This is a genomic window from Blautia sp. MSK.18.38 (assembly GCF_024460535.1).
Lineage (GTDB): Bacteria > Bacillota > Clostridia > Lachnospirales > Lachnospiraceae > Blautia_A > Blautia_A fusiformis.
In genome coordinates this window covers 79,429-105,372 of the sequence record NZ_JANFYP010000001.1, presented here as the reverse complement: position 1 = coordinate 105,372, position 25,944 = coordinate 79,429, and the positions used below count along the sequence as shown (strand labels likewise).

Annotated in this window: 28 protein-coding genes, 1 tRNA gene and 2 pseudogenes; 24 read left to right on the top strand and 7 right to left on the bottom strand. The window is 45.1% G+C overall.

What is annotated here, in order from left to right; translation table 11 throughout:
- The first annotated feature begins 46 nt into the window (after nucleotides 1-46).
- The 17 genes and pseudogenes from NE638_RS00540 to atpC all read left to right on the top strand — a co-directional run bounded on the left by NE638_RS00540 (nucleotide 47) and on the right by atpC (nucleotide 14,503).
- Entirely contained in the window at nucleotides 47-541 is a 495-nt protein-coding gene (locus tag NE638_RS00540; protein WP_161209146.1) for a GNAT family N-acetyltransferase, read from the top strand.
- An 84-nt stretch (nucleotides 542-625) separates the two neighbouring features.
- The gene (locus tag NE638_RS00535; RefSeq protein WP_243148575.1) at nucleotides 626-1,966 is read left to right on the top strand and encodes an MBL fold metallo-hydrolase; all 1,341 of its coding nucleotides are present in this window, start codon (nucleotides 626-628) and stop codon (nucleotides 1,964-1,966) included.
- Between the two features lie 188 nt (nucleotides 1,967-2,154).
- Nucleotides 2,155-3,342: pseudogene (locus NE638_RS00530) on the top strand (endonuclease Q family protein); the annotation flags it as partial.
- Nucleotides 3,343-3,531: 189 nt separating this feature from the next.
- Nucleotides 3,532-3,999 (top strand): metallophosphoesterase family protein, encoded by a 468-nt coding sequence (locus NE638_RS00525; protein ID WP_173745606.1) that lies wholly within the window; start codon nucleotides 3,532-3,534, stop codon nucleotides 3,997-3,999.
- A gap of 272 nt (nucleotides 4,000-4,271) precedes the next feature.
- Nucleotides 4,272-4,634: a CidA/LrgA family protein gene (locus tag NE638_RS00520; protein ID WP_015525571.1), complete on the top strand. Its 363-nt coding sequence runs from the start codon at nucleotides 4,272-4,274 to the stop codon at nucleotides 4,632-4,634.
- Nucleotides 4,631-5,323: an LrgB family protein gene (locus NE638_RS00515; RefSeq protein ID WP_022427148.1), complete on the top strand. Its 693-nt coding sequence runs from the start codon at nucleotides 4,631-4,633 to the stop codon at nucleotides 5,321-5,323. The genes NE638_RS00520 and NE638_RS00515 overlap by 4 nt, the downstream gene beginning before the upstream one ends.
- Before the next feature lie 254 nt (nucleotides 5,324-5,577).
- Nucleotides 5,578-5,832, top strand: a complete 255-nt coding sequence (locus tag NE638_RS00510; RefSeq protein WP_059086214.1) for a hypothetical protein — start codon at nucleotides 5,578-5,580, stop codon at nucleotides 5,830-5,832.
- A gap of 18 nt (nucleotides 5,833-5,850) precedes the next feature.
- Nucleotides 5,851-6,837 carry a helix-turn-helix transcriptional regulator gene (locus NE638_RS00505; protein ID WP_173745605.1) on the top strand — a complete coding sequence of 329 codons (987 nt, stop codon included), beginning with the start codon at nucleotides 5,851-5,853 and terminating at the stop codon, nucleotides 6,835-6,837.
- A 276-nt stretch (nucleotides 6,838-7,113) separates the two neighbouring features.
- On the top strand, nucleotides 7,114-8,094 hold the full coding sequence (locus tag NE638_RS00500) for a biotin--[acetyl-CoA-carboxylase] ligase (protein ID WP_173745604.1): 981 nt from the start codon (nucleotides 7,114-7,116) through the stop codon (nucleotides 8,092-8,094).
- Nucleotides 8,095-8,285: 191 nt separating this feature from the next.
- The gene (locus tag NE638_RS00495) at nucleotides 8,286-8,951 is read left to right on the top strand and encodes a F0F1 ATP synthase subunit A (RefSeq protein WP_084449196.1); all 666 of its coding nucleotides are present in this window, start codon (nucleotides 8,286-8,288) and stop codon (nucleotides 8,949-8,951) included.
- 63 nt (nucleotides 8,952-9,014) lie between these two features.
- Nucleotides 9,015-9,233 carry an ATP synthase F0 subunit C gene (gene atpE / locus NE638_RS00490; protein ID WP_173745603.1) on the top strand — a complete coding sequence of 73 codons (219 nt, stop codon included), beginning with the start codon at nucleotides 9,015-9,017 and terminating at the stop codon, nucleotides 9,231-9,233.
- 50 nt (nucleotides 9,234-9,283) lie between these two features.
- A complete protein-coding gene (atpF, locus tag NE638_RS00485; RefSeq protein ID WP_022427145.1) occupies nucleotides 9,284-9,784 on the top strand; it encodes a F0F1 ATP synthase subunit B in 501 nt (166 codons plus the stop codon).
- Nucleotides 9,765-10,268: an ATP synthase F1 subunit delta gene (gene atpH, locus NE638_RS00480; RefSeq protein ID WP_015525579.1), complete on the top strand. Its 504-nt coding sequence runs from the start codon at nucleotides 9,765-9,767 to the stop codon at nucleotides 10,266-10,268. The genes atpF and atpH overlap by 20 nt, the downstream gene beginning before the upstream one ends.
- 7 nt (nucleotides 10,269-10,275) lie before the next feature.
- The gene (gene atpA / locus NE638_RS00475; protein WP_021652816.1) at nucleotides 10,276-11,784 is read left to right on the top strand and encodes a F0F1 ATP synthase subunit alpha; all 1,509 of its coding nucleotides are present in this window, start codon (nucleotides 10,276-10,278) and stop codon (nucleotides 11,782-11,784) included.
- Between the two features lie 8 nt (nucleotides 11,785-11,792).
- Nucleotides 11,793-12,683: an ATP synthase F1 subunit gamma gene (atpG, locus tag NE638_RS00470; protein WP_022427144.1), complete on the top strand. Its 891-nt coding sequence runs from the start codon at nucleotides 11,793-11,795 to the stop codon at nucleotides 12,681-12,683.
- A gap of 5 nt (nucleotides 12,684-12,688) precedes the next feature.
- Nucleotides 12,689-14,086 carry a F0F1 ATP synthase subunit beta gene (atpD, locus tag NE638_RS00465; protein WP_015525581.1) on the top strand — a complete coding sequence of 466 codons (1,398 nt, stop codon included), beginning with the start codon at nucleotides 12,689-12,691 and terminating at the stop codon, nucleotides 14,084-14,086.
- 9 nt (nucleotides 14,087-14,095) lie between these two features.
- Complete coding sequence (atpC, locus tag NE638_RS00460; RefSeq protein ID WP_015525582.1) at nucleotides 14,096-14,503, top strand: ATP synthase F1 subunit epsilon; 408 nt, start codon at nucleotides 14,096-14,098, stop codon at nucleotides 14,501-14,503.
- Nucleotides 14,504-14,564: 61 nt separating this feature from the next.
- Here the strand turns inward: atpC and NE638_RS00455 are convergent, their stop codons facing one another.
- From NE638_RS00455 to NE638_RS00445, 3 genes are read right to left on the bottom strand one after another with little or no spacing between them, the layout of a single operon-like run.
- Nucleotides 14,565-15,251, bottom strand: a complete 687-nt coding sequence (locus tag NE638_RS00455) for a hypothetical protein (protein ID WP_173745602.1) — start codon at nucleotides 15,249-15,251, stop codon at nucleotides 14,565-14,567.
- A gap of 4 nt (nucleotides 15,252-15,255) precedes the next feature.
- The gene (locus NE638_RS00450) at nucleotides 15,256-15,750 is read right to left on the bottom strand and encodes a hypothetical protein (RefSeq protein ID WP_022427141.1); all 495 of its coding nucleotides are present in this window, start codon (nucleotides 15,748-15,750) and stop codon (nucleotides 15,256-15,258) included.
- Nucleotides 15,751-16,284: an RNA polymerase sigma factor gene (locus tag NE638_RS00445; RefSeq protein WP_021652820.1), complete on the bottom strand. Its 534-nt coding sequence runs from the start codon at nucleotides 16,282-16,284 to the stop codon at nucleotides 15,751-15,753. It lies immediately after the preceding gene.
- A 141-nt stretch (nucleotides 16,285-16,425) separates the two neighbouring features.
- Between NE638_RS00445 and NE638_RS00440 the strand changes: the two genes are divergently transcribed.
- Both NE638_RS00440 and NE638_RS00435 read left to right on the top strand, forming a co-directional pair.
- Nucleotides 16,426-17,586: an alanyl-tRNA editing protein gene (locus NE638_RS00440; RefSeq protein ID WP_114001503.1), complete on the top strand. Its 1,161-nt coding sequence runs from the start codon at nucleotides 16,426-16,428 to the stop codon at nucleotides 17,584-17,586.
- A 5-nt stretch (nucleotides 17,587-17,591) separates the two neighbouring features.
- Complete coding sequence (locus tag NE638_RS00435; protein WP_173745601.1) at nucleotides 17,592-18,482, top strand: amidohydrolase family protein; 891 nt, start codon at nucleotides 17,592-17,594, stop codon at nucleotides 18,480-18,482.
- On the opposite strand, the gene NE638_RS00430 is transcribed toward NE638_RS00435, so the two are convergent.
- The 4 genes from NE638_RS00430 to NE638_RS00415 all read right to left on the bottom strand — a co-directional run bounded on the left by NE638_RS00430 (nucleotide 18,452) and on the right by NE638_RS00415 (nucleotide 21,365).
- Nucleotides 18,452-19,615 carry a hypothetical protein gene (locus NE638_RS00430; RefSeq protein ID WP_173745600.1) on the bottom strand — a complete coding sequence of 388 codons (1,164 nt, stop codon included), beginning with the start codon at nucleotides 19,613-19,615 and terminating at the stop codon, nucleotides 18,452-18,454. The two genes, NE638_RS00435 and NE638_RS00430, sit on opposite strands and share 31 nt — an antisense overlap.
- A 26-nt stretch (nucleotides 19,616-19,641) precedes the next feature.
- Nucleotides 19,642-19,842, bottom strand: coding sequence for a hypothetical protein (locus tag NE638_RS00425; protein WP_173745599.1), 201 nt, complete (start codon nucleotides 19,840-19,842; stop codon nucleotides 19,642-19,644).
- Between the two features lie 127 nt (nucleotides 19,843-19,969).
- Nucleotides 19,970-20,734 carry a GNAT family N-acetyltransferase gene (locus tag NE638_RS00420; protein WP_173745598.1) on the bottom strand — a complete coding sequence of 255 codons (765 nt, stop codon included), beginning with the start codon at nucleotides 20,732-20,734 and terminating at the stop codon, nucleotides 19,970-19,972.
- 4 nt (nucleotides 20,735-20,738) lie between these two features.
- A complete protein-coding gene (locus NE638_RS00415; RefSeq protein ID WP_021652827.1) occupies nucleotides 20,739-21,365 on the bottom strand; it encodes an SGNH/GDSL hydrolase family protein in 627 nt (208 codons plus the stop codon).
- 271 nt (nucleotides 21,366-21,636) lie between these two features.
- On the opposite strand from NE638_RS00415, the gene NE638_RS00410 reads away from it, so the two are divergent.
- From NE638_RS00410 to NE638_RS00390, 5 genes and pseudogenes are all read left to right on the top strand, one after another.
- A tRNA-Glu gene (locus NE638_RS00410) sits at nucleotides 21,637-21,708 on the top strand.
- 79 nt (nucleotides 21,709-21,787) lie between these two features.
- Complete coding sequence (nagA, locus tag NE638_RS00405; protein WP_173745597.1) at nucleotides 21,788-22,942, top strand: N-acetylglucosamine-6-phosphate deacetylase; 1,155 nt, start codon at nucleotides 21,788-21,790, stop codon at nucleotides 22,940-22,942.
- Nucleotides 22,943-23,177: 235 nt separating this feature from the next.
- A complete protein-coding gene (locus NE638_RS00400) occupies nucleotides 23,178-23,690 on the top strand; it encodes a prepilin peptidase (RefSeq protein WP_021652829.1) in 513 nt (170 codons plus the stop codon).
- Entirely contained in the window at nucleotides 23,687-24,700 is a 1,014-nt protein-coding gene (locus NE638_RS00395; protein ID WP_021652830.1) for a hypothetical protein, read from the top strand. Before NE638_RS00400 ends, NE638_RS00395 begins: the two co-directional genes overlap by 4 nt.
- A pseudogene (locus NE638_RS00390) lies at nucleotides 24,697-25,557 on the top strand (CpaF family protein); the annotation flags it as partial. The gene NE638_RS00395 and the pseudogene NE638_RS00390, both read left to right, overlap by 4 nt.
- Between the last annotated feature and the right edge of the window lie 387 nt (nucleotides 25,558-25,944).

Here is a 25,944-nt window from a genome sequence, read left to right as displayed (position 1 = left end):
TCGAAACCGGATGAAAACGGAATAAATATAGAGGAGACCACGAAAAATGGCAGAAAATTTACAGATCAGACTGGCAGATCCCGGTGAGGCGGATCGTCTGGCAGAGATCGAGGCAATCTGTTTTCCACCTGCGGAGGCAGCAAGTCATGAGGAAGTTGTGAAGCGTATGGGAGCATTCCCGGAGAATTTCGTTGTAGCAGTAAAGGATGAGCAGATCGTAGGCTTTATCAACGGAGGAACCACAGATAAACCAGTACTCCCGGATGAATTTTATCATGATATCACGCTTCACAGAAAAGCTGGAGAGATCCAGACGGTATTCGGACTGAACGTGATACCGGAATACCGTCATCAGGGGATCGCCGGAGAGCTTGTGGAATATTTCAAGGAGCTTGCGAAAGAGCGCGGAAAAAAAGCTCTGATCCTTACCTGCAAGGAGCATATGATCCCATTCTATGAGAGCCACGGACTGAAGAAGCTGGGTGTGGCAGATTCCTGTCATGGCGGAGCAACCTGGTATGATATGCAGATCTGGTTCTGAGAAATGAAGACAGTAACAGAAGAAAAAAGAAGAGTCAGCTGCAGAAACAAAGGTCAGCTGAATAAGAAACCAGAGGAAAAATAAATGAGAATACGAATGTACAATGTGGGATTCGGAGACTGTTTCTGTATCCGTGACAGAAAAAGCAGCCTGCTTGTGGATTTCGGGGCAGCCAACAGCAAGATCGAAGGGCGGCCACGGAGAGAGGTTTTTGATGTGATCATCTCAGACCTTACCACTATCCGCAAAAAAAATCTGCTTCTGACACATTTTCATCCGGACCATGTTTCCGGATTGCTTTATATGATGCGTTACCGAAGAGATGCCTACGAATTTGAAAAGATCTATCTTCCGGATGTATTTTCCGGTCCGGAAATGAAATACACACTGGCGCTTCTGCTCCTTGCGGATGTGACAAAAAAGGCCAGTCTTCCCGGAAGACGTGTCAGCCTTTTTGCCCTTGCAGAAGCTCTTTGCGCCAGAAGGGTAAAGATCGACCTTTTATCCAGAGGCTCAGAGTTTGAGGGGAAATATACAGCGCTTTGGCCGGATCTCAGTGAAGTCAGCCGGGAAACGGAGGACGTATTTAATTCCCTGATCGAGAATCATGAAAACGCAATGACCGAGCTTGTGAACATTGCGGAGGAGGTACGTCAGCTGTTTCTGTCCATGACAGAGGAGATGCCGGAAGCAGAGCAGAAATCTGCTCCACTGTCTGAGGCATCTTTGGTGGAAGAGGATACAGAGGGATCCGAGCGCTCTTTGACAGGACAGACAGAGCCTGGTGGGGAAAATGAAGGCTATACGCAGGAGAAGCTGGAGCTTATAATGGAAGATACAGGCGCAGCAGCTGAGGATACAGCAGAGGCTCCGGAAGAAGCCGAAAAAGAGAGAGCACGTCGCTTTAAACCGGAAAAGCTGGAAAAGAAATTCCGTGAATTACAGGCAACCGGAGAATTTCAGGCACTTCTGGAAAGTGCGGAAAAACAGGGGCATTTTCTGCGTCAGTTCCGCCACAAGATCAGTCTGGCATTTCAGAATACCGGCGACGGCGAGCTGAATCTTCTGTTTACCGGAGATGTACAGCCACAGTACATGAGGATGATCGCAGAAAACTATGATGGCAGGATTCCCCTTCATGAGCATTACTGGTGTATCAAGGTACCACATCATGGTACGGAATCCCATTTCTTTGATTTCAGCAGATTCTCCCCGGAGAATATGATGATCCCCAACGGAGCCTACTACGACAACAGCAAGAAGAAATCCAAGAATCAGCGCACTTCCATGCAGTACGGCGGTTTATTTTATATTAATGACGCGCATATGTATTGTTCCAACTGTGACTGCTGTGACAGCTATGAGAACGGATGCTCCTGCAGGGAGTATGATGTGATATCACCATCGTATTATAAAGATATCTGATCATGTTACAGATGGATTTCTGTTGAGCTATATACGATCCGGTCATTCAGGCAGACAAAGAAGACGGTAATTTCTTTGTCTGCGTTTTTGTTAAAAAGACAGGATGTACATGTGGACAGAGGAAAAGAGATACAGGAGGAAAAGTTTTGAAACAGATCGCAGACCTGCACATACATTCCAGATATTCCATGGCAACCAGCAAAGATGGCACGCCGGAGATGCTGGATCTCTGGGCGCGGAAAAAAGGAATCACACTACTTGGAACCGGAGATATGACACATCCCATCTGGCGGCAGGAGTTGAAGGCGAAGCTGATCCCTGCAGAACAGGGACTGTTCCGGCTGAAAGAGGAATATGTTTTGCCGGAGGCAGCACGCTATCCGGGAAAAGCACCCAGGTTCGTACTGTCCGGTGAGATCAGTTCCATCTATAAAAAAGGCGGAAAAACCAGGAAGGTGCACAGCCTGATCCTGCTTCCGGGATTCGATGAGGCAGATGCTTTTGCCGCAAGGCTGGAAAAGATCGGAAATATCCATTCAGATGGACGTCCTATTTTGGGGCTGCCCTGTCATGATCTTCTGGAAATAATGCTGGAGGTCAGTGAGGAGGGTATCTATATCCCCGCGCATATCTGGACCCCACATTTTTCCCTGTTTGGAGCGAAGTCCGGATTTGATACCATAGAAGAATGCTTTGAAGAACTGACACCTTACATCCATGCCCTGGAGACAGGACTTTCTTCAGATCCGGCGATGAACTGGCAGATTTCGGCGCTGGATGGCTATCAGCTGGTGTCCCATTCGGATGCACATTCACCGTCGAAGCTGGGAAGGGAAGCGGACCTTCTGGATATAGAGCTTTCCTATCAGGGATTGTGGGATGCAGTGCAGAACGGAAAAGGTCTTGAAGGGACGATTGAATTTTTTCCGGAAGAAGGAAAATATCATTTTGACGGGCACCGGAAGTGCGGCGTGTGCTTGAGCCCGAAAGAAGCAGAAATGTATAACGGTATCTGCCCGGTCTGCGGAAAGAAGCTGACCATGGGTGTGGATCACCGGATCCTGCAGTTATCTGATCGTGACGAGAGTTCAGCGGTCATGCCGGAAAGCGGCCGCCCATATGAAAGCCTGATGCCGCTGCTGGAGGTGATCTCCGCATGTGTGGGATTTTCCACGGCAAGCAAAAAAGTTCAGGGACAGTACGAGGCGCTGCTTGAAAGACTGGGTGCGGAATTTACCATATTGAGAGAGGTTCCGCCGGAAGATATCCGAAAAGCCGGCGGAGAAGTTCTGGCGGAAGGCATCCGGCGGCTCCGTGCAGGAGAAGTGGTGCGGAAACCGGGATCTGACGGAGAATATGGAAAAATAGAATTGTTTTAAGCGAATCAGGTAAGTCCTCTGCGGGGTTGCGAATATCGGCTTGATCCAATTAAGAAAATTTCTGAAATGGTGTGAAAAGAAGCAGCTGTTAAATATTTATGTATTGTGAAGAGTATTGCCGGTCATAGCGTGAGCTGCAAAAGGTAAAAGGCGATAATGATAAAGGATTGGAGCAGGATAGAGATTATGAAAGAAAAAATCGGCATCATATCAGACACTCACGGTCTTCTGCGGCCTGAGGTACTGGAAATCTTAAAAGACTGCAAATACATTCTTCATGCCGGAGATGTCAATAAAGACGAGATCCTGGATGTACTGCGTTCCATGGGGAATCTCTATGTGGTCCGTGGAAATAATGATAAAGACTGGGCGGAAAATCTCCGCACCAGTCTAAGCTTTACCATTGGCGGCGTGAAATTTTTTATGGTCCATAACAAAAAAGATGTTGCGTGGGAGCTGGGGGACATACAGGTGGTCATCTTCGGGCATACTCACAAATATTTTGAGAAGATGATCGATGGCAGACTGTGGCTGAATCCGGGAAGCTGTGGAAGAAGTCGTTTCGGCGGGGAGGTTACCATGGCGGTGATGACTGTGGAGGATGGAAAATATCATGTGGAAAAAATCATTTTGGCGGAAAATTCTAGGAAATGATCATAACCCTGTTTATAGATCCTTTTATGCAGATCCGTTTCTGTAGATTACTGGAATACGCTGATGCATAAAAGGATTTTTTGTATTTTATTGGATACAATCCTTGTAATTTTGGATTTGTAGCGTATAATTAAAAAACGTTTAAAACAAAAGTGGTCTTACCACTTTTGCAAAATTCGTTTGAGCGCAGAATGTGAACGCAGCTGCGTTCATGAGTATGCAGTAAAGCAAAATGTGAATATGCGCTTTACATGAATCAGGAGGGATGCAACATGAAGCATGTGCAGCAGTTCAGCATCATCCTGTTGATTTCCGTCATTGGAGAATTACTGAAAACCTTTCTTCCACTTCCGGTACCGGCCAGTGTCTATGGATTGATCATTATGCTGGTGGCTTTGCTCACAGGTATTCTGAAGCTGGATCAGGTCAAAGGTGCGGCAGATTTTCTGGTTGAGATCATGCCGGTGATGTTTGTGCCGGCTGGTGCGGGACTGATCACAGCCTGGAGTACTCTGAAACCGATCTGTGTACCGGTTCTCATCATGACGTTTATCAGCACGGTGATCGTAATGGTCGTAACAGGAAAAGTAACACAGGGAGTGATCCGTATGGGAAAGAGAGGAACTGAAAAATGATGGAATTCATAAAAAACTCCGCATTTTTCGGAGCAATGATAAGTCTGATCGCCTATGAGATCGGTCTGATCCTGAAAAAGAAGTTTAAAATGGCGATCTTTAATCCGCTTTTGATCTCGATCATCTGTGTTATTGGTGTTCTTTTGATCTTCCATATTGATTATGATGATTATAATGAAGGTGGAAAATATATCAGCTATCTGCTGACCCCGGCAACAGTCTGTCTGGCAGTGCCCCTTTATGAGCAGATCCATCTGCTGAAAAAAAATCTCAAGGCAGTGGCTGCCGGGATCTTTTCCGGAACGCTGGCCGGGCTTTGCAGCATTCTGCTTATGGCGAAATTGTTTGGCTTTGATCATCAGGAATATGTCACTATGCTTCCGAAGTCTATCACAACCGCCATCGGAATGGGTGTTTCCGAGGAGCTTGGCGGTATCGTGACCATCACCGTTGCCGTGATCATCATCACAGGAGTTCTGGGAAATATGCTCGCAGAGGTTGTCTACAAGATCGCAAAGATCGAGGAGCCGATCGCAAGAGGTCTTGGACTTGGAACATCTGCCCATGCTATCGGAACAGCCAAAGCCATGGAGCTTGGCCCGGTAGAAGGAGCCATGAGCAGCCTTGCCATTGCCGTAGCCGGATTGCTTACGGTTGTAGGAGCGTCTGTGTTTGCGGGAATGATGTAAAAGCAGATATCATAGGATTTCAAATGCCCTTTCAAAGTGTCACATTTTACAAGTCTGTCGTTTACGGCAGGCTTTTTTTGTGGATCTTAAAGACGAACATATTTTTGTATAAAATAAACAAATGTTCGGAAAAACCATATTTGTACCGTTTTATTGGACTAAAAATGAGCTATAATGCAAACATACAGAAAATATGTTTGGAAAATATGTTCGATAAATCGTGAGACGAACATAGGACAGGGAGGATGGATCTTATGTGGAATACAGAGAGCAGCAGGAAGGCAGTATTGGCAGAAGGAAGATATGTGGAAGCTGAGAACGGACATTGCGGCAGACAGAAGCTTTCCTCAGGAATGGCAATGGTATTGGGCGCACTTCTTACAATGGAGATCATGCTTGGCGGGGCGATGCTGTTTAATTTTGATTTCCGCGGAGCAGATATCGTTGCTGTTGTATTGTCATTCATGGTATTATATTTTGCAGTGGTAGCATCACTGACAGACAAGTAGCAGAACGGAGGAGAAAGGATGCCAAGGGTCTTTAACCAGAAGATTAAAATTTTATATCTGATGCGCATTTTTCTGGAGCAGACGGACGAAGAGCATCCGATGTCCGTGAAGGAGCTGATCGCCTATCTGAATAGTCTGGGGATCAGTGCAGAGCGTAAGACTGTCTATGATGATATTGAAACCCTGCGGAATTTTGGAATGGATATCCTGAACCGTCGGGAGCACCCGGCCGGTTTTTATCTTGCCAGTCGGGAATTTGAGCTTCCTGAGCTGAGACTTCTGGTGGATGCAGTACAGTCCTCCAGATGTATCACCAATGGGAAATCCCGACAGCTGATCAGGAAGCTGGAGAGCCTTGCCAGTGTTTATGAGTCCAGACAGCTGCGGCGACAGGGATTTGCAGAGAATCGTATCCGGACTATAAACGAGAATGTGTATTACAGTATTGATATGATCCAGCGTGCATTAACTGAGGACAGGCAGATTTCTTTTCAATATTGTGAATGGACTGTGGAGAAGAAGCTGCGTCCGGAGAATGAGGGAGAACGATATTCGGTCAGTCCCTGGGGACTTGTATGGCAGAATGAGGAGTATTATCTGATCACTTACGACGAGAAGTGTGGAAGGGTTAAGCAGTATCAGGTAGATAAGCTCCAGCAGATCCGTATAGAGAAGGAGGTGCGACGCGGCAGAGAATTTTTTGAGAATTATGATATAGGGGAGCTGACATCCAGGACCTTCGGGATGTTTGGCGGCAGAGAAGTAACCATATGTCTGGAAGCACATAACCGCTTGGTCGGGGTGGTGCTGGATCGGTTTGGCAGAGATATTATGATACACAGGAAGGATCCTGAACATTTCAAAACACTGGTTCGTGTAAATATCAGTGACCAGTTCTTTGGCTGGATAGCCAGTCTTGGCCCGGATGCGGTGATCGCGTCACCGGATGAGATTCGCGATAAGTACCGGGAATTTCTTGAGAAAAGTCTTTCTAATTACAAATGATAAATATATGATAAAGAAAATCTGTATATAATAAAGATTCAGGAAAATTCACTCCTGAGTCTGCAGGTTTTCAACAGAAATAATATATAAAAAAATAAATGAAAACAGACAAAAATGAGAAAAATCATATAATAGCTGTATCTGAAATATAAAAATAATATAGATAGCATATGTAAAAAAGATAATAGACATCGCGATGTTTAAGTGCTATAATGCTTTCGACTCTTAGGAGGGAATAAATTTTGCCATTTCAGGCAGAATACGGACGGTGAAGATATGACTGTAAAAGCAAGAATGCTGAAGCTTCTGGAGCAGCACGAGAACGAACTGATATCCGGAGAGGCGGCAGCAGCAGAACTAAACTGCACACGGGCAGCCATCTGGAAAGCTGTGAAATCCCTTCGTGAAGAGGGATATACCATAGAAGCTGGACCAAACAAAGGCTATGTGCTTCGAGGAGGCAGCCGTTTATCGGAAGAAGGAATACGGCTTTACCTCGATCATCCGGATGTCCCTGTAAAAATATACAGAGAACTGGATTCTACAAACCGGGCAGCCAAGGAGGCTGCATTTTCAGGAGAAGCAGGTCATGGTGCACTGATACTGGCGCGCAGACAGAAAAGCGGAAGAGGCCGAAGAGGCCGAAGTTTTTATTCTCCTGAAAATGCAGGACTTTATATGAGTATCGTTCTAAGACCTGACCGAACTCTGAAGGAAGGACTCCTGATCACTACAGCTGCGGCAACTGCAGTGTGCCGTGCAGTGAAGAAAATCTGCGGGATCGACCTTGGGATCAAATGGGTCAATGATCTGTATCTTCATAATAAGAAAGTGTGTGGGATACTGACAGAGGCTGTTACAGACTTTGAAAGCGGGAACATTGAGTTTGCAGTTGTAGGAATTGGTTTGAATCTGTATATGCCGGAAGATGGGTTTCCTGAAGATATACAGGAAACGGCTGGAGCATTATTTGAAAACAGGAATGACGCAGAGCATATAAACTGCAGTATTCTTGTGGCTGAGATCGTCAATCAGCTTCTCATGGAAGTGGAGACTCCGGGACTTTCCAGAGAATATACAGAAAATAATATCATTCCTGGAAACATGATCGTGATCACAGACGGACAGTGTACAAGGGAAGCTTATGCAGAATCCATAGCACCAGATGGAAGGCTTCTTGTGAGAGAACAGGATGGTTCAGAAACCCTGCTTTCTTATGGAGAAGTATCTGTACGCAGGAAGTCGAATCAAGGTTAATTGAAATGAATTGTATATTTTGTATAAAAAACAGATTCTTTTTTGTGCAAAACAGGCAAAAATAATATTGACATTCTGGAAATGCGGAGTAAAATAAAGTCAACTACAAGGCGTGGTCATACCAATTATAAAAAGATACGATCAGCGCCAAGAGAAAAGGAGGGAGAAAAACGGGAGATTTATCAAGTACACTGGCAGAAGAACTAAACAGTAAGACAGCCTTTACCATTCCGGCGTTTGGTGGAATACCAATTGCAGAATGCGTGGTAGTCACATGGGTCATCATGGCGGTTCTTGTGATTCTGTCTCTGATCTTAGTTCGGAATCTCAGTGTGGAAAATCCGGGTAAGAAGCAGTTGCTTCTGGAGACCGGGGTAAGTTTTCTTCAGGATTTCTTCATGGGTATCCTTGGAGAAGAAGGCAAACAGTATGTGCCTTATTTGATGTCAACCGTAATTTACATCGGAATAGCTAATATCGCAGGCGTATTTGGTTTTACACCACCAACGAAGGACATGAATGTTACCATTGCGCTGGCGCTGATGAGCATTATTCTGATCGAGTATGCAGGCTTTCATAAAAGGGGACTGAAGGGTTTCCTGAAAAGCTTTGCGGAGCCGGTTCCGATCATGCTTCCGATCAACATTCTGGAAATAGCGATCAGACCTACATCTCTCTGCATGCGGTTGTTCGGTAATGTTCTGGGAAGCTTCGTAGTTATGAAGCTGCTGGAGTTTGTTTGTCCGGCCATTCTTCCCATACCATTCAGCCTGTATTTTGATTTCTTCGACGGATTCATACAGGCGTATGTATTTGTATTCTTAACATCCTTGTTCATTAAGGAAGCAATTGAGTAGTGAAGCGGAAGATCCGCTTGATCTAAAAATGAAAAAAATTGTATTTTACAGGAGGAAAAAACTATGTTAATCGCAATTGGTGCAGCTATCGCAGTTCTTACAGGTATTGGAGCAGGTGTTGGTATCGGTCTTGCAACATCTAAAGCAGTAGAAGCTATCGCAAGACAGCCAGAGGCAGAGAGCAAGATCAGTAAAGCGCTTCTTCTTGGATGTGCTCTTGCAGAGGCAACAGCTATTTACGGTTTCGTAATCGGTCTTCTGATCATCATCATGCTTGGCTAATAGGTAAAGACGAGATACTAATTCAGGATTAAGAGAGGCAGGTGGACCAGGTGATTAAAATTGATATCAACCTTGTCTTTACTATTATAAACCTGATCGTTCTTTATCTTTTAATGAAGAAGTTCCTTTTCGGCCCGATCATTGGTGTTATGGAGAAGAGAAAAGCTATGATCGATGAGCAGTTTGCTTCAGCAGAGAAGACAACCACTGAAGCAAACCAGCTGAAAGGACAGTATGAGGATGCACTGAAATCTGCGAAGGAGGAATCCTTCAGTATTGTAGAGCAGGCTAAGGACGAGGCAAAAGTACAGGCAGACAGCATCGTGAAGAGAGCTAATGATCAGGCTGGTCAGATTCTTGAGAAAGCAAGAAGAGATATCAGCACTGAGCAGGAAGCTGCTATGAAAGCGATGGAAGGCAAAGTGGCTGAGCTGGCAATGGATGCAGCATCCAGAATCATGGGAAAAAAGAACGACGAAGCACAGGATATGTCCCTATATGACCAGTTTTTAGAAGGAGCAGGTGATCCTCATGACAGAGACGTCCATTAATTATGCAAAAGCATTATACGGTCTTTCTGTCCCGGGGGAGGCAATCTGCGAAACAGGAAGGATTTTTAAGAATACACCTGAGATAGGTAAGATGCTTGAAAATCCACTTGTTTCCCTCAAAGAAAAAGAACAGGTAATAGAGCGGGTTTTTCCGCAGGAAATGAAGAGTTTTCTTAAAGTAACGTGTAAGTATCAGAAGATTGACAGAATCGGAGAGATCCTTGAAGCTTATGATGCTTACAGCCGGGAACAGAAAGGAATTCTCAAGGCAGAGCTTCTTTATGTAACACGTCCTGCCGAAGAGCAGGAAAATAAGATGAAGGAGTTTCTCCGTAGCCAGTTTTCTGCCAGAGAAGTGGAACTTACCCTTACAGAGGATAAAAGCCTTGTAGGTGGATTTGTTCTCAGGGCAGGAGATCGTGAGTACGACTGGAGCCTCATCGGACGTTATAAGAAACTGAAACAGAAATTAACCCGGAGGTGAAATTGAATTGGGTGCAATAAATCCAGATGAAATCATTTCGATTCTCAAGGAAGAAATAAAGAACTATGACGAAATCAGCAAGGACCAGGAAGTAGGCACTGTCATCTCCGTGGGAGATGGTATCGCAACTGTTTATGGCATCGATCATGCCATGTACGGTGAGGTCGTGACCTTCGAGAATGGTCTGAAAGGTATGGTACAGGATGTCCGTGCCAACAGCATGGGATGTATTCTTTTCGGAAAGGATACAGGAATCAAGGAAGGCACCAAGGTTGCCAGAACTGGCAAGCAGGCAGGTATTCCGGTAGGGGATAAATTTATCGGAAGAATCGTGAACGCACTTGGTGAGCCTATTGATGGAAAGGGAGAGATCCAGGCAGAGGAATACCGCCCGATCGAGAACCCGGCTCCTGGAATCATCGACCGTAAGTCTGTAACTGTACCTCTGGAAACAGGAATCCTTTCCATTGATTCCATGTTCCCGATCGGCCGTGGACAGCGAGAGCTGATCATCGGCGACAGACAGACAGGTAAAACATCCATCGCAACCGATACGATCATCAACCAGAAAGGTAAGGATGTGATCTGTATCTATGTTGCTATCGGACAGAAAGCTTCTACCGTTGCAAAGGTAGTTTCCAATCTTGAAAAATACGGTGCAATGGAGTATACAACCGTATTCTCCGCAACAGCCAGCGACTGTGCACCGCTTCAGTATATTGCTCCTTATGCTGGTACTGCTCTTGCAGAGTATTTCATGTATCAGGGTAAAGACGTACTGATCGTATATGATGATCTTTCCAAGCATGCAGTGGCATATCGTGCATTGTCACTTCTGCTTGAGCGTTCTCCGGGACGTGAGGCATATCCTGGTGACGTATTCTATCTTCATTCCAGACTTCTGGAGCGTTCCAGCCGTCTGAGTGAAGAGGCAGGCGGCGGATCCATTACGGCACTTCCGATCATCGAGACACAGGCCGGTGATGTATCTGCATACATTCCTACAAACGTAATTTCCATCACAGATGGTCAGATCTTCCTGGAAAGTGATCTGTTCTTCTCAGGTATGCGTCCGGCAGTCAATGTTGGTCTTTCCGTATCCCGTGTTGGTGGTGCTGCACAGACCAAGGCTATGAAGAAAGCTTCCGGTAGTGTACGTATCGACCTGGCACAGTACAGAGAGATGGAAGTGTTCACCCAGTTCAGTTCAGATCTGGATGAGGCTACAACTGCACAGCTGAAATACGGAAGCTGTCTGATGGAGCTTCTGAAACAGCCGCTCTGCAGCCCGTTAAGTCTTCATCAGCAGGTAATTACTCTCTGCGTTGCGACTCACAAGCTGATGGTAGATGTAGAAAAGAAAGAGATCAAGAAATATCAGAAGGATCTTCTGGAGTACTTTGATAATGTATATCCTGAGATCGGCAAAGAGATCGAGACTACAAAGCAGCTCTCTGATGAGCTTGTAGAGAAAATCGTAAAGGCGGCAGAAGAATTCAGAGATAAGAGCAGGTAGGTGTTGATATGGCAAATGCAAAAGAAATACAGACTCGTATGAAAAGCATTCAGGACACCATGAAGATCACCAATGCGATGTACATGATTTCTTCTTCCAAGATGCAGAAGGCCAAGAAGATCCTGCAGGATACGGAACCATATTTCTATAATATGCAGGCTGCCATTGCCAGGATCCTCCGTCATATGCCGGACATTCAGCATCCTTTCTTCAGTGAGCGTCATCTTGTTCCGAAGGATGAAAGAAAGGTAGGTACCATTGTCATTACAGGTGATAAAGGTATGGCTGGTGCATACAATCATAATGTACAGAAAATGACAGAAGATTTCATGGAAGAGGTACCGGGACATCACAAGCTGTATGTCCTTGGTATGGTAGGGCGTCAGTATTTCGGCAAGAGAGATGTGGATATGGACGGCGGTTTTCATTATACCGTGCAGAAGCCGACTATGCACAGAGCACGCCTTATCACGGAAGAGATCGTACGGGCATTTCTTGAAAGAGAGCTGGATGAAATTCACATTGTCTATACACAGATGCTGAATGCGATGGCAATGGAAAATGTGAATATGCAGCTTTTACCGCTGAAAAAGGCTGATTTTAAGGTGGGTCAGATCCCGGCAGATATTTATCAGGAGGAGATCGTGTTATCTCCGTCTGCAGATGTGCTTCTGGATACTATGATCCCCAACTACCTTACAGGTGTGATCTATGGATGTCTTGTAGAGGCATATGCCAGTGAGAACAGTGCGAGAATGACAGCAATGCAGTCCTCTACAGATAGTGCGAAGGCGATGCTGAAGGATCTTTCCATTCAGTATAATCGTGCACGTCAGGCTGCGATCACCCAGGAGATCACTGAGGTTATCAGCGGTGCTAAAGCACAAAAAAGGAAGTGATGACTATGAATAAAGGTAAGATCGTACAGGTTATGGGACCTGTTGTAGACGTTGTTTTTGAAGACGGACAGCTTCCGGATATCAAGGATGCCCTTGAAGTCGAGAACAACGGTAAGAGATGCGTTATGGAGGTGTCCCAGCACCTTGGAAATAATATCGTACGCTGCATCATGCTGGGAGCCAGCGAGGGCCTGCAGCGAGACAGAGAAGTAACAGCTACCGGAAGCGGTATCAAGGTTCCGGTTGGAGATAAAACACTTGGTCGTCTGTTCAACGTTCTTGGAGATACCGTAGATGGCGGTGATTCTCTGGACGGTGAAGAGCATTGGGTCATCCATCGTGATCCGCCTTCATTTGAGGAGCAGAAACCGGCAGTTGAGATCCTGGAAACAGGTATCAAGGTTATTGATCTTCTTGCTCCATATGCAAAAGGTGGTAAGATCGGTCTGTTCGGTGGTGCCGGTGTTGGTAAGACAGTCCTTATCCAGGAGCTGATCCAGAATATCGCTACCGAGCATGGTGGATATTCTATTTTCACCGGTGTCGGTGAGCGTTCCCGTGAGGGTAATGACCTTTGGACAGAGATGAAGGAATCCGGTGTTCTTGAAAAGACAGCCTTAGTGTTCGGACAGATGAACGAGCCGCCTGGAGCACGTATGCGTGTTGCTGAGACAGGACTTACCATGGCAGAGTATTTCCGTGATCAGGAGCACAGAGATGTACTTCTTTTCATTGATAATATCTTCCGTTTTGTACAGGCAGGATCTGAGGTTTCCGCTCTGCTTGGACGTATGCCGTCCGCAGTAGGATATCAGCCTACACTGGCAACTGAGATGGGTGAGCTTCAGGAGAGGATCGCATCTACCAAGGAAGGTTCTGTTACATCTGTACAGGCAGTATATGTACCGGCCGATGACTTAACTGACCCGGCTCCGGCAACAACATTTGCCCATCTGGATGCAACAACCGTTCTTTCGCGTAAGATCGTTGAGCAGGGTATTTATCCGGCCGTAGATCCGCTTGAGTCTACTTCCCGTATCCTGGAGGCAGATATTGTTGGTGAGGAACATTACGAGGTTGCACGTAGAGTACAGGAGATCCTTCAGAAATATAAAGAACTTCAGGACATCATTGCTATTCTTGGTATGGAGGAGCTCTCAGAGGAAGATAAGCAGACAGTATTCCGTGCAAGAAAGATCCAGAAGTTCCTTTCCCAGCCGTTCCATGTAGCTGAGAACTTCACCGGTATCAAAGGTAAATATGTACCTCTGAAAGAGACGATCCGCGGATTTAAGGCGATCATTGACGGTGAGATGGATGATTATCCGGAGAACGCATTCTTTAATGTTGGAACCATTGATGATGTAATTGCAAAAGCAAAAGCCGAGGAGAACCGGCAGTAAGGAGCAGCTATGAGTGAGACATTTGGCCTGGAAATATATGCCAGCAATAAACTGGCTTATGCAGGACGTGCTCAGAAGCTTATTATCCCGGCAGTGGATGGTGAGCAGGGATTTCTTGCCCATCATGCGAATGTTGTAGCTGCCATCATTCCCGGTGAGATGCGTTTTGAGGATGCTGACGGTAATGAGTATGTGTTTGCTGTGAGCAGCGGATTTGTTGAGATGATCAATAACCGTGCCAAGCTGTTCTGCCTCAGCGTAGAGAGTCCGGACGAGATTGATATCCGCCGTGCTCAGGAAGCAAAGGAACGTGCAGAAGAGCAGCTTCGTCAGAAACAGAGCATCCAGGAGTATCATATGAACCAGATGGCACTTGCGAGAGCGATGACACGTCTTAAAGTAACACATAAGCAGTAAATTTAAATCATATAAAAAGATCCATTGTCAGGAAACTGGCAGTGGATCTTTTTTTTCTCTGTTATTTTGTGGATGAAGCAGGATCAGATTCGGTATTTTCCGGATCAGCAATGGAAGAAGTTTCAGAAGCTGTATCTTTGTCTGAGTTATCAGAAGTATGAACAGGCTTTTCTGTCAGCTGCTGATATGGACGATAGGGTTCCCAGTAATGTTCATCTTTTGTTTCGGTTTCCTGTTTCAGTTTCTTTTTCTGCTGAGTAAGAAGATAAATACCTGCAGCAATGATACCTGCAGCAATGACGATCTGCGGAAGGCTGTTGCAGATATTGTATACATAGTCGGCCATATTATTCGGTACAATGAAGTACAGAAGACTTGTGAAACGACTCCACAGGATACAGATACCAAACAGGATCAGAATCCATGCAGCTGCACTCTGATGCTTTTGTAAGAATTTTCCCATATCACCGGAAAACTGATCCATGTGAAGAATGTAATTATCCTCTACAGAGTAGAATTCTTCTTCTGACAGGGATTTCAGATTATGGACATTAAAAAAACTATAGAACCATATCACCGGGAGAAACATGGCCAGCCATCCAAGACCGGTTATGGATGCCAGTGCGATCGATCCCCAGAACAGTAGCATAATGCTAAGTCCCTGTTTTTTAAATCCCATGTACATTTCCCCGGCACCGGGGATCAGGGAAAAGATAAATACCCAGAAACCATGTTTTTGTTTTTTCATAAATTTACTTGCCTCCGTTTATAATTTTATTCGTAAGATCGTTCAGATTATTACTGATCTTCTGAGAATGTTCACTGAGCTGGGAACCTACCTGCATGGAAAGCTGGTTTAGGCCGGAACCAATGTCAAGGGATGAAGAAATCTTAACTTTTGTTTCCGGTGAAGGATGAAGAGCCGTAAAATCTGTCTGAGATACAGAAAAAAGCATGATCAGCGCAACACCCATGCCTACGGCAGTCCGTAAGCCTGCACAGAGAAGCTTCATCCAATAAGCAGTTTCATGTATTTTTCTGGAAGCCTGAACTTCCGGAGAAGCTGCTTTTTTCAGAATTTCATCCTGCAGATAGGATGGAGCATACTCAGAAGCGGCATCCTCATTCTGAAGAAGTTCATCCAGACAGAAGTCACATTGCTCCATATGCTCCAGAAAATGGATCATTTCATCCGTATTCATGGTTCCGTCCTGGAATTTCTGTAATTCATCCTGTGGTATGTGCATCTAATCACTCCTTTCCAGCAGTGCTTTCAGCATAGATCTGGACCGGTAGATCTGCGTCTGGACTGTTTTGATATTTTTATTCTGCGCTTTTGCAATTTCTGCGGCGGTTTTTTCTTCGCAGAAATGCTCAAGGGCAACCTCCCTGTAGGGGCTTTTCAGCGCTGCACATAAATGCCGGATCCGATCCTTGAAATCTTTGTCCAGAAATGCCTCCTCCGGGGAAAACTCTTTATCATGGAGCTGTTCAAAATAGGTGTCCTCTGTGGGAATGGTACGTCTGCCAGCTGCTTTCAGATGATCCAGACATTTTCTGACTGCGATCTTGCTGAGCCAGGCTTTTTCGTAGGTGCCATCAAAACGGGAGAGATTTTTGTAGGCGGAAAGAAAAACATCCTGTGTCAGATCCTCGGCGTCAAAGGGATTGCCCACCGATTTCAGACAAATGGAAAATATTAAGTTTTGGTATGTATGTATCAGATATTCCAGATATTCTTCCCGTGTAATGCAATCAGCTCCCTTCTCTTCCCGCTTCATTTATTATAACGCGGAACCTGAAGGAAAGCCTTCAGCTTTTATAGAAAAATATGTAAATCATTGGATAAATGCCGTTTTTATATAGCGGGGAGAGAAAATTTGGTCTATACTATAAGTCGTCAAAGCAGAGATGCAGAAAGGATGAGACAAATGACAGAGACGAAACGTTTATATTATGAAGATGTATATAAAAAAGAATTTACAGCCAAAGTCCTGGAGTGCAGAGAAGCAAAAAAAGGTTTTCATATCATTCTGGATGAGAGCGCTTTTTACCCGGAGGGCGGTGGACAGCCAAGCGATACCGGATATCTCAACGATGTGAAAGTAAAGGAAGTGCATGAAAAAGAGGGAGAACTTCTTCATTATACAGATCAGCCGATGGAAGCCGGAACAGAAGTACAGGGACGCATCGATTGGGCAAGAAGATTTGATCTGATGCAGCAGCATTCCGGTGAGCATATGGTGAGCGGACTGATCCATGAGGCTTACGGATATGATAATGTAGGCTTTCATATGGGAAGCGATACCATTACCATAGATCTGAATGGCCCGTTGGATGAGGCGCAGCTTGCTGAGATCGAGCGGAAAACAAACCAAAAGATATGGGAAGATACGCAGATAAAGATCATATATCCTACAGCGGAGGAACTGGAAAAGATCGATTATCGAAGCAAAAAAGAGCTCACCGGTCAGGTGCGGATCGTAGAATTTCCAGGGGTGGATATCTGTGCATGCTGCGGAACTCATGTGACACATACCGGAGAGATCGGAATGGTGAAACTTCTTTCCGTGGAAAAATTTCGTGAAGGTGTCCGTATTGAGATGATCTGCGGAAAACGTGTGCTGGATTATCTGAACATGGTCAATGACCAGAACCACCAGATTTCTGTAAAGCTTTCCGCAAAAATGGATAAGACTGCGCAGGCAGTGGAACGCCTTCAGGAAGAGAATTTCCGACTGAAAGGACAGGTTGGGCAGCTGGTAGACGACATGTGCCGGAAAGAGGCAGAGCGTTATGCAGGAAGCGGAAGCGTTCTCATCTTTATGGATGGAATGGATGCAGACAGTGTGCGGAAGCTTGCAGACGCCGTGACACAGACCTGCCAGGGCTGCTGTGCGGTATTTTCCGGAAATGCAGACGGAAGCTACAAGTATGCAATGGGCGAAAAAGACGGCGATCTCCGTCAGTTTACAAAAGAGATGAATGCGAAATTAAACGGACGCGGAGGTGGAAAGCCGTTCTTTGTACAGGGGTCGGTGCAGGCATCCGAGAAAGAGATCCGAAACTTTTTTGAGCAGTGATGAAAATGTTTGGGGAATGTCATGCACATATATTTCTCAATGGCTATGATTACCGGAAAGCCGTTGAGACACAGAAAAATGGCCCCCAGGATGCACTGATCCGTGCTCATCTTGAGGAATACCGGAAAAGAGGAATCCGTTTTGTGAGAGACGGAGGAGATCATTACGGTGTGTCAAAACGGGCTGCCAGACTGGCCCCGGAATATGAAATTGACTATCGCACACCGGTTTTTGCCATTTATAAAGAGGGGCATTACGGGAAGATCGTTGGAAAAAGCTTTTCAGACATGAAGGAATATCACAGAAGAGTTCTGGAAGCTGCCGCTGAAGGTGCGGATTTTATCAAGATCATGACTACAGGGCTTCTGGATTTTGCAGATCACGGGAAAATTACGGGAACGCCGCTTTCAGCAACGGATGTGAAAGAAATGGTACATATTGCTCATGAAGAGGGATTTGCCGTGATGAGCCATACAAATGGATGCTATGGCGTACAGGCAGCAGTGGAGTCTGGTGTTGACAGTATTGAGCATGGGAACTATATGGATGATGAGACGATTTCCATGCTGGCAGACAGCGAAAGCGTGTGGGTTCCGACACTTGTAACTGTGCGGAATCTTAAAGGCTGCGGCAGATTTGAAGATACGATCCTTGCATCTATTATAAAGACGGGCGAGCAGAATCTGAAGAAAGCTTTTGAAAAGAAGGTTCATGTGGCAGTAGGAAGCGATGCCGGTGCATATCAGGTTCTTCACGGCCAGGGTGTACAGGATGAAAGCAGAGCTTTTTTTGATATACTGGGTGATACGCAGGCAGTACGAAGCTGGATGGAAGATGGAGAAAAAAGGATCCGTACCATCTTCTGTCACGGGTCTTCGAATTTAATACAGGTATAAATATTGGAGGTGCGTGATTTCGCAGGGTTGAAAGTAACCCGGAGATCGGCACCTTCTTCCATTCCGCTTGAGGAAAGGTCCGGAACGTTTTCACGGCTGCAGAGGATCTTTACGCCGTCGTATGTCTGGAGCAGCACGGTATTGGCGGTTGTGCCCAGGATCGTGCCGGTTACAGTAGAAGTAATGTTGCGTACGGAAAGTATGTCCGGATCCTCCCCGGTGATTCCACGGATCTTCATGCCGCTGGTGGATTCACCATTAAATTTACCGGTATAGATAATGTTTACATAAGATCCCGGAGCCATTCCTCCTTTGAAATATACAGGGGCGGAGGAAAGTGAAACTGTCAGTTCCGATCCTGTGGCCTGCGGGATGACAGTCATTGTGCTGGTGCTGACACTTACGATCTTTGCACGGAGATGCTGCTCTTTTTTCTTCGGTTCAGGGGAAGGAGTAGGAGTTGCAGCAGGTACCTTCAGTGGATCCGTATCGGAGACACTGATCACTTTTGTGAAACTGCCGTCATACTGCTTGTCACCCACGAGGGTTTCGTTGATGAATTTACCGCGAAAATGGACATAGACCCACTTGCCGGCCTTGATGCCTTTTTTGTAGTATTGTCTGACACCGGTGACAGGGAAGGTTACGGTATTTCCCTTTTCTGTAACTATCACAAGGGCATTGGATGTGAGTGATTTCACTTTGCCCTTTAAAGTGCGGTCCTCCAGAGGAGTTTCATTATGATATTTGTCGGTTATTTTGATGGGGGAAATGGTGCTGATATCCGTTCCGGAAAGCTGTCCCTGGTAGATCACACTGACCTGATCACTGGATACAACGCCGTATTTGCATTCAAGCCTTGTCTGGGAAACATCAAATACATAGGTTTCTCCATTGCTGGAAATCGTCAGGTGTGTACCGTCAAAATCCAGCAGTGTGCCGGTAAGCTCATCTATATAAACACGTTCTTCCGTGGAAGGCTCCTGATCTTCCTGTTCTGTGGAATCTGAAGCAGTAACGTCTGAAATTTTATCCTGAAGAGAAATAATATGATCATCGATCTGATCATTGCTGCAGCCTCCCACAAAAAGGGAAAGGCCGAGAATCATACATGCAGCAGACAGTTTTTTCATTTGTGTCCTCCGACCCGGGATAACGGTCAGTCCTGTTTATCTGTAAGATCATGGGTTTCCGACGCCGGTATAAAGTCAAAGATCTGGCGGAAAGAATCCCATTGCTCACGGCTGTCGATTCCATGGTTGATCAGACCCGTGCATTCAGTACAGGCATTGGTATCCAGATAATTATCGTAATAAATATGATAGGGATTTTGGGTGTTTTTTTCCTGCGAATCGTTCATCGGATCAGTCTCCTTATTGATTGATAAGGATCAGTATATGAAGGCAGGAAAGATTTTATACATATTAAGGGTATTATAGCAAAAAGATTTTTTGATTTCTACAGGGATTTACGGAAAATCCATGCATTTACTGAAAACGTGTTCCTACAGGCTGAACACGGAACCAGTAGGTATAAAAATACTGAAATCCAAGAGAGCTGTAAAGCTTTTCTGCGGAAGTATTGTTTTTTACCACCTGAAGATAAGCGTGGCTGGCGCCTCTTTTTTTGCCCTCATTGAGAAGACCGGTACAGATCTGACGGGCATATCCTCTGCGGCGATAATCTTCACGCACATGAATGGCATAGATACCGATGTAGTCGCGATCCAGGATTCCAAGACCTGTGGCAATGATCTCGCCGTTTTTTGTTATGGAAGCGCAGACAGTTTCCTTAAGAATGGCACGGTACATGGAAGGAACGACGCTTCGATGGATCGGATTTGTAGTTCTTTTCAAGTCAAAAAGGCTGTGGATCCAGAAATCCGGAATTTCATTGGAAAAAAGCACATCGGTGACAGGCACATCCAGAACGGCATTGTCCAGGTCTACAGTCATAACATTTGTTATGTGCTGAACGGAATAGCCCCTGTTTTCCAGCATATAGTCAAAATCCGGGGATACAAGGGGGCTGATCTTAAAGATCGCAGGAGTTCCCAGACGCTTATAGACCTGTTCGCAGTAGGGGATTTTTTCGCGCCATGGAAGTGTGGAGGTTCCGAACTGTTCCACACTGTTGGTCCTGTGCGTATAGAAATAAGAAAAACGTAAGATCCATCCGTCATAAAGTTCCATTTTATGGGAAGGCCATGCGTTCAGTGACATATCTTCGATTTTTTTGATCGTTGTTTCCATAGTATTACCTTTCTGATATGATCAATTTATAAAGTTTATCTGCCAGGATCTGATGCCCCTGTGGTGTGAGATGGATACCGTCAGAAGTTATTGATGCAGGCCCGGACCGTGCAGCTTCCTGATCCAGATCGTTCTGCAGCGGGAGAAAAACGGCGCCATGATCCTGACTGATCTTTTTAATATGCACAGACATCTGTGAAAGAAGGGGAGCCCAGGAAGCGTAGCAGCGTGGCCATGGAAAAACAAAGGGTTCCAGGAAATAGAGCTTTCGTTTCCGGGAGTTTGTGCAGGATAGCTTTTTTGCAAGGAGCTCATAACGGGTGACAAATTTGTTCATCAGATCCTGCTGTTGTGCAGATGAACGGCGGGTGTTCATCATGATCCCCACATCATTGATCCCGATCAGGACGGTAACAATATCCGGATCAGAGCTTTCCAGCCAGAAATCTGTGTTCTGAAGAAGCCGTTCCAGGGTGAAACCATCAATACCTCTGTTTTCAATGGAAAATCGGTGATCTGTGTTATGAAGCAGACAGGAGAGCTGCTTCACATATCCTTTTCCAAGAGGATCTGCGGAGAAAAGCCGTCCGCAATCTGTGATACTGTCTCCGAGACACAAAATGCGAGTCATCCAATTCCTTCTTTCTGTTATACCGGGCGGATCATTATCCGTAGTCGATTATTTTCGTATTGGTGCTTTGATAGTAGCACTTACACCAGCAGTGGTCAAGCGTACGAAATACCGGAAAATGGGTAAAAAACGAATAAACGTGAAAAACATGAAAATTTTTTAAAAAAATTAAAAAAAGTACTTGCATTTTGAAAGAAAGTGTTATATACTAACGAAGTCGGTTGAGGGAAACAACAAAAAACGAAATCAAACGACAGAAACAAAAGAATATGGCCAGTTGGTCAAGGGGCTAAGACGCCGCCCTCTCACGGCGGAAACACGGGTTCGATTCCCGTACTGGCTATTAACTGAAAGCAATCAGAACATGTTTCTGGTTGCTTTTTTGTTTATGATCACAAATGGGGATTTTGGGAGGTTTTACTATGATCATTGATAATGTGTATGTTTTTACACCGGACAAAGCATTTGTAAAAGGCGGGATTATCCTGGATGGGGATAAGATCCGACAGGTTTATGAAGAAAAGGATGCGCCGCAGCTTAACGGGGATGTTCTGGACGGAAAAGGCTGCTACGCCATTCCGGGACTGATCGATCTGCATTTTCATGGATGCAAGGGAGATGATTTCTGCGACGGAGACAAGGATGCGATCGGAAGGATCGCGGAATATGAGGCATCGGTAGGAGTTACAGCGATCGCACCGGCTACCATGACTTTACCGGTAGAGGAACTGGAGCAGATCCTCCATACAGCTGCAGAATATAAAAAAGAAACAAAGAACTGCCGTAAGGCGGATTTTCTGGGGATCAATATGGAAGGGCCTTTTATCAGCCCGGCGAAAAAAGGGGCACAGGACGCGAGGAATATCCTGCCATGTAATGTGGAAATCTGTGACCGTTTTTTAAAGGCCTCGGAAGGTCTGGTAAAATTTATAGGGATTGCACCTGAAGAAAGTGAGCATGCAGCAGAATTTATCCGGGAAGTTCATGAAAGGGTCAATGTTTCTCTGGCACATACCAATGCAGATTACGATACAGCAATGGAAGCATGCAGAGCAGGAGCAAACCATGCAGTCCATCTGTATAACGCAATGCCTGCGTTTACGCATCGTGCACCAGGTGTCGTAGGTGCTGTTTTTGATAATAAGGATGTTATGGCAGAGATCATCTGTGACGGGATCCATATCCATCCGTCTGTTGTTCGAGCTACATTTCAGATGATGGGAGCTGACAGGATGATCCTGATTAGCGACAGTATGAGAGCTACCGGTATGCCGGATGGTCAGTATACACTGGGCGGACTGGATGTTAAGGTTGTGGGAAGACTTGCCACACTGGTATCTGACGGTGCGATCGCAGGATCTGCCACAAATCTGATGGATTGTATGCGTACAGTTGTTAAAAAGATGGAGCTTCCGCTGGAAACAGCCGTGGCCTGCGCGACCATAAATCCGGCCAGAAGCCTTGGTGTGGAAGAACAGTACGGATCTCTGGAAGTAGGTAAAAAAGCTCATGTGGTACTGCTGGATCAGGATCTGGAACTGAAAGCAGTGATCAAGGACGGAGTAAAGATCCGATAGGATCATAGAAGATAAAACGATAAAAAATAAAAAGATAAAAAGAATTTCAGGAGCAGATGACAGCAAAATTCGTGTCAGAATTTGTCGAACGAAAATGCTGGACAAAATGCTCCTGAAATTCTATAATTAATTTCACCAGAGATCTTCTGGTATCGATCACCGCCAGGTCAGGCGGGAAATCCCATTTTTATCATAACTGAATAAACATATATTTTAAGAAGGAAAGGGGGCGTGTATGTTTCTTTATGGAGAATTATCCGTGGTGATATCTGCGATGGCGGTCTGGATGGATCTTAAAGATGCATCTGTAGACAATGGATGGATCCTTTTTTCTTTTATGATCGGTTTCCTGATCCAGATCACAGAAAACGGGCCGAAAGGTGGAGTGATCTTTCTGGCAGGAGTGGCCGTGCCGGTGCTTCTTTTGGGAATCCTTTTTATATTCCATATGATCGGCGCCGGAGATATCAAGCTTCTGTGCGCACTTGGCGGGATCATGGGGCCGCGGACAGTTATGGAATGTATTGTTTATTCTCTGCTTGCAGGTGCAGGCATTTCTCTGGCAATTCTTATTTCTACAGGCGGTATCCGCCGACGATTCCTTTATTTATATCAGTATATGAATGAGTTTTACTGTACCGGTGAGATACGTCCTTATTACAGAAAGGGGATGAGCTTTCCGGAGAACTTTCATTTTACGGTACCCATATTTTTGAGTGCGGTGCTTTATGCAGGAGGTGTGTATTGAAGAAAAACATATTTGCGGTCTGTGATCTGGAGGTGGATTATGCTTTCAATTTTATGGATTATCTGAACCAGAAAAAGAATCTTCCGTTTGAGATCCAGGCATTTACCACGGCGGAAAGTCTCATTGCCTACGGAAAAGAAAATCATATTGAGTTGCTGCTGATTTCCGATAAAGCAATGCGAAAAGAAGTCCGTGACCTTGGTATCGGAAAGATCATCATTCTTTCAGAGGGTGTGCATCCTCCGGAACTGGATCAGTATTCAAGTGTGTATAAATATCAATCTTCCTCAGATGTGATAAGGGAGGTGATGGCCTGCTATGGAGAAGAGAAGTCTCTTGATCCGGTAACTTTTCCTGTGTTGAAAAAGACAATGGAGATCATCGGTGTTTTTTCTCCTCTTGGCAGGTGTCTGAAGACATCCTTTGCACTTGCGCTGGGACAGATACTGGCGAAAGAACGTGCCGTTCTTTATCTGAATCTGGAATCCTATTCTGGTTTTGAGGAACTTCTTGGGAAAAAATTTCCGGCTAATCTGAGTGATCTGTTTTATTATGTTCGCCAGGGAAATGAAAACCTGATCCATAGAATGAACGGAATGATCCAGACAGTAAACAATCTGGATTTTATACCGCCTGTAAGAACACCTTCAGATATCCGGACCGTGGACTGGGAAGACTGGGAGCGGCTGTTGCAGGAGATCGTACTTCACAGTTCCTATGAAGTGCTGATCCTGGATATGGGAGAAAATGGAGATGAGGATTTCCGGCTTCTGGAAATGTGCAGAAAAATCTATATGCCGGTTTTGAATGACACACTTTCTGTCTGTAAGGTGACACAATTCGAAAATCTTCTGCGTATCTGGAATAAAGAAAAGATCCTGGAAAAAACAGAAAAGGTGCATCTGCCCTTTCATATGGATAGGATCTCTTCTGACGCTTACGTAGAACAGTTGGTCTGGAGTGAACTGGGAGATTATATCCGTGAACTTTTGAGAAAGGAGCGGTCATGAACAGAGAAAAATTCCGGGAAATGTATGATCTGCTCATGGAACAGCTGGATGTTTCCAGAGAGCTGTCCGATGATGAGATCCTGGGGGTGATCGATGAACTGATATTAACTCAGGCAAGGGAACTGTTTCTTTCACTGAAGGAGAAAGTAGAGCTCAGACAGGAGCTGTTCTGTTCTGTGCGCAAGCTGGATGTTCTGCAGGAACTGATCGATGATGAAAGTGTTACGGAGATCATGGTAAATGGTCCGGATCATATTTTTGTGGAACGTGGAGGAAAATTGACCAGATGGAATAAGGTCTTCACGTCAGAAGAGAAGCTGGAGGATGTGATCCAGCAGATCGTAGGGCGCTGTAACCGGGTTGTCAACGAGTCCATGCCCATTGTAGATGCAAGGCTGGAAAACGGAGCACGTGTGAATGCAGTGGTTTATCCGGTTGCTCTGAATGGTCCGATCCTGACGATCCGTCGTTTTCCGGATGATCCTATCACAATGGAAAAACTGATCGCTTTTGGAAGCATCACCGAAGAATGTGCACAGTTTTTAAAAAAACTTGTTCAGGCAAGATATTCTATTGTGATCGGTGGAGGTACAGGCAGTGGAAAAACAACATTCCTTGGAGCTGTTACAGAATATATTCCAAAAGATGAGCGCCTGATCACCATTGAAGATAATGCGGAGCTTAAGATCCGGGGAATTGATAACCTGGTATGTCTGGAGGCAAAAATGGCCAATATGGCGGGCGCGGTGTCAGTAACGATCCGAGATCTGATCCGGTCAGCCCTTCGAATGAGACCGGATAGGATAATTGTAGGGGAAGTCCGTGGAGGAGAGGCAGTGGATATGCTGCAGAGCCTTATATGTACTATATAATAATTATATATATAACGTATATAAGGATGGAAAATATAGATTAGAGGGAGAGACATAGGAACGATATGAACATTAAGTATAGATTATTGTGTAAAAGGTTAATAGAGGAACGGAAGAGAGTAGGTGTCATTCAATATTATAATGTACTGTTCATAATGGAGTTAGTGTCAGATAAAGACATATGGTCTTTAGAACAGTGGGTGAATGGTATAAATAACATATATATGAAAGATATACATAATTGGTGTAGAACACATTTTGTTAAATATCACACTGTATTTGTTTACAGGAAAGAGTATCCGGTAAAAGCAAATATTTGGAATGGGTATTCATATATAAGGTGGCGGATGGAGCGGATGATGAATTTGGGAT

Bases quoted from the DNA above. Each gene is read 5' to 3' on its own strand.
- atpC (WP_015525582.1), top strand. From the start codon at position 14,096: ATGAGTGAGACATTTGGCCTGGAAATATATGCCAGCAATAAACTGGCT.
- NE638_RS00510 (WP_059086214.1), top strand. From the start codon at position 5,578: ATGTGGAATACAGAGAGCAGCAGGAAGGCAGTATTGGCAGAAGGAAGA.
- nagA (WP_173745597.1), top strand. From the start codon at position 21,788: ATGATCATTGATAATGTGTATGTTTTTACACCGGACAAAGCATTTGTA.
- NE638_RS00430 (WP_173745600.1), bottom strand. From the start codon at position 19,615: ATGAAAAAACTGTCTGCTGCATGTATGATTCTCGGCCTTTCCCTTTTT.
- NE638_RS00435 (WP_173745601.1), top strand. From the start codon at position 17,592: ATGTTTGGGGAATGTCATGCACATATATTTCTCAATGGCTATGATTAC.
- NE638_RS00400 (WP_021652829.1), top strand. From the start codon at position 23,178: ATGTTTCTTTATGGAGAATTATCCGTGGTGATATCTGCGATGGCGGTC.
- NE638_RS00525 (WP_173745606.1), top strand. From the start codon at position 3,532: ATGAAAGAAAAAATCGGCATCATATCAGACACTCACGGTCTTCTGCGG.
- atpD (WP_015525581.1), top strand. From the start codon at position 12,689: ATGAATAAAGGTAAGATCGTACAGGTTATGGGACCTGTTGTAGACGTT.
- NE638_RS00450 (WP_022427141.1), bottom strand. From the start codon at position 15,750: ATGCACATACCACAGGATGAATTACAGAAATTCCAGGACGGAACCATG.
- atpG (WP_022427144.1), top strand. From the start codon at position 11,793: ATGGCAAATGCAAAAGAAATACAGACTCGTATGAAAAGCATTCAGGAC.
- NE638_RS00515 (WP_022427148.1), top strand. From the start codon at position 4,631: ATGATGGAATTCATAAAAAACTCCGCATTTTTCGGAGCAATGATAAGT.
- NE638_RS00535 (WP_243148575.1), top strand. From the start codon at position 626: ATGAGAATACGAATGTACAATGTGGGATTCGGAGACTGTTTCTGTATC.
- NE638_RS00500 (WP_173745604.1), top strand. From the start codon at position 7,114: ATGACTGTAAAAGCAAGAATGCTGAAGCTTCTGGAGCAGCACGAGAAC.
- atpE (WP_173745603.1), top strand. From the start codon at position 9,015: ATGTTAATCGCAATTGGTGCAGCTATCGCAGTTCTTACAGGTATTGGA.
- NE638_RS00520 (WP_015525571.1), top strand. From the start codon at position 4,272: ATGAAGCATGTGCAGCAGTTCAGCATCATCCTGTTGATTTCCGTCATT.
- NE638_RS00505 (WP_173745605.1), top strand. From the start codon at position 5,851: ATGCCAAGGGTCTTTAACCAGAAGATTAAAATTTTATATCTGATGCGC.
- NE638_RS00445 (WP_021652820.1), bottom strand. From the start codon at position 16,284: ATGAAGCGGGAAGAGAAGGGAGCTGATTGCATTACACGGGAAGAATAT.
- NE638_RS00540 (WP_161209146.1), top strand. From the start codon at position 47: ATGGCAGAAAATTTACAGATCAGACTGGCAGATCCCGGTGAGGCGGAT.
- NE638_RS00415 (WP_021652827.1), bottom strand. From the start codon at position 21,365: ATGACTCGCATTTTGTGTCTCGGAGACAGTATCACAGATTGCGGACGG.
- NE638_RS00455 (WP_173745602.1), bottom strand. From the start codon at position 15,251: ATGAAAAAACAAAAACATGGTTTCTGGGTATTTATCTTTTCCCTGATC.
- NE638_RS00420 (WP_173745598.1), bottom strand. From the start codon at position 20,734: ATGGAAACAACGATCAAAAAAATCGAAGATATGTCACTGAACGCATGG.
- NE638_RS00440 (WP_114001503.1), top strand. From the start codon at position 16,426: ATGAGACAAATGACAGAGACGAAACGTTTATATTATGAAGATGTATAT.
- NE638_RS00425 (WP_173745599.1), bottom strand. From the start codon at position 19,842: ATGAACGATTCGCAGGAAAAAAACACCCAAAATCCCTATCATATTTAT.
- atpH (WP_015525579.1), top strand. From the start codon at position 9,765: ATGACAGAGACGTCCATTAATTATGCAAAAGCATTATACGGTCTTTCT.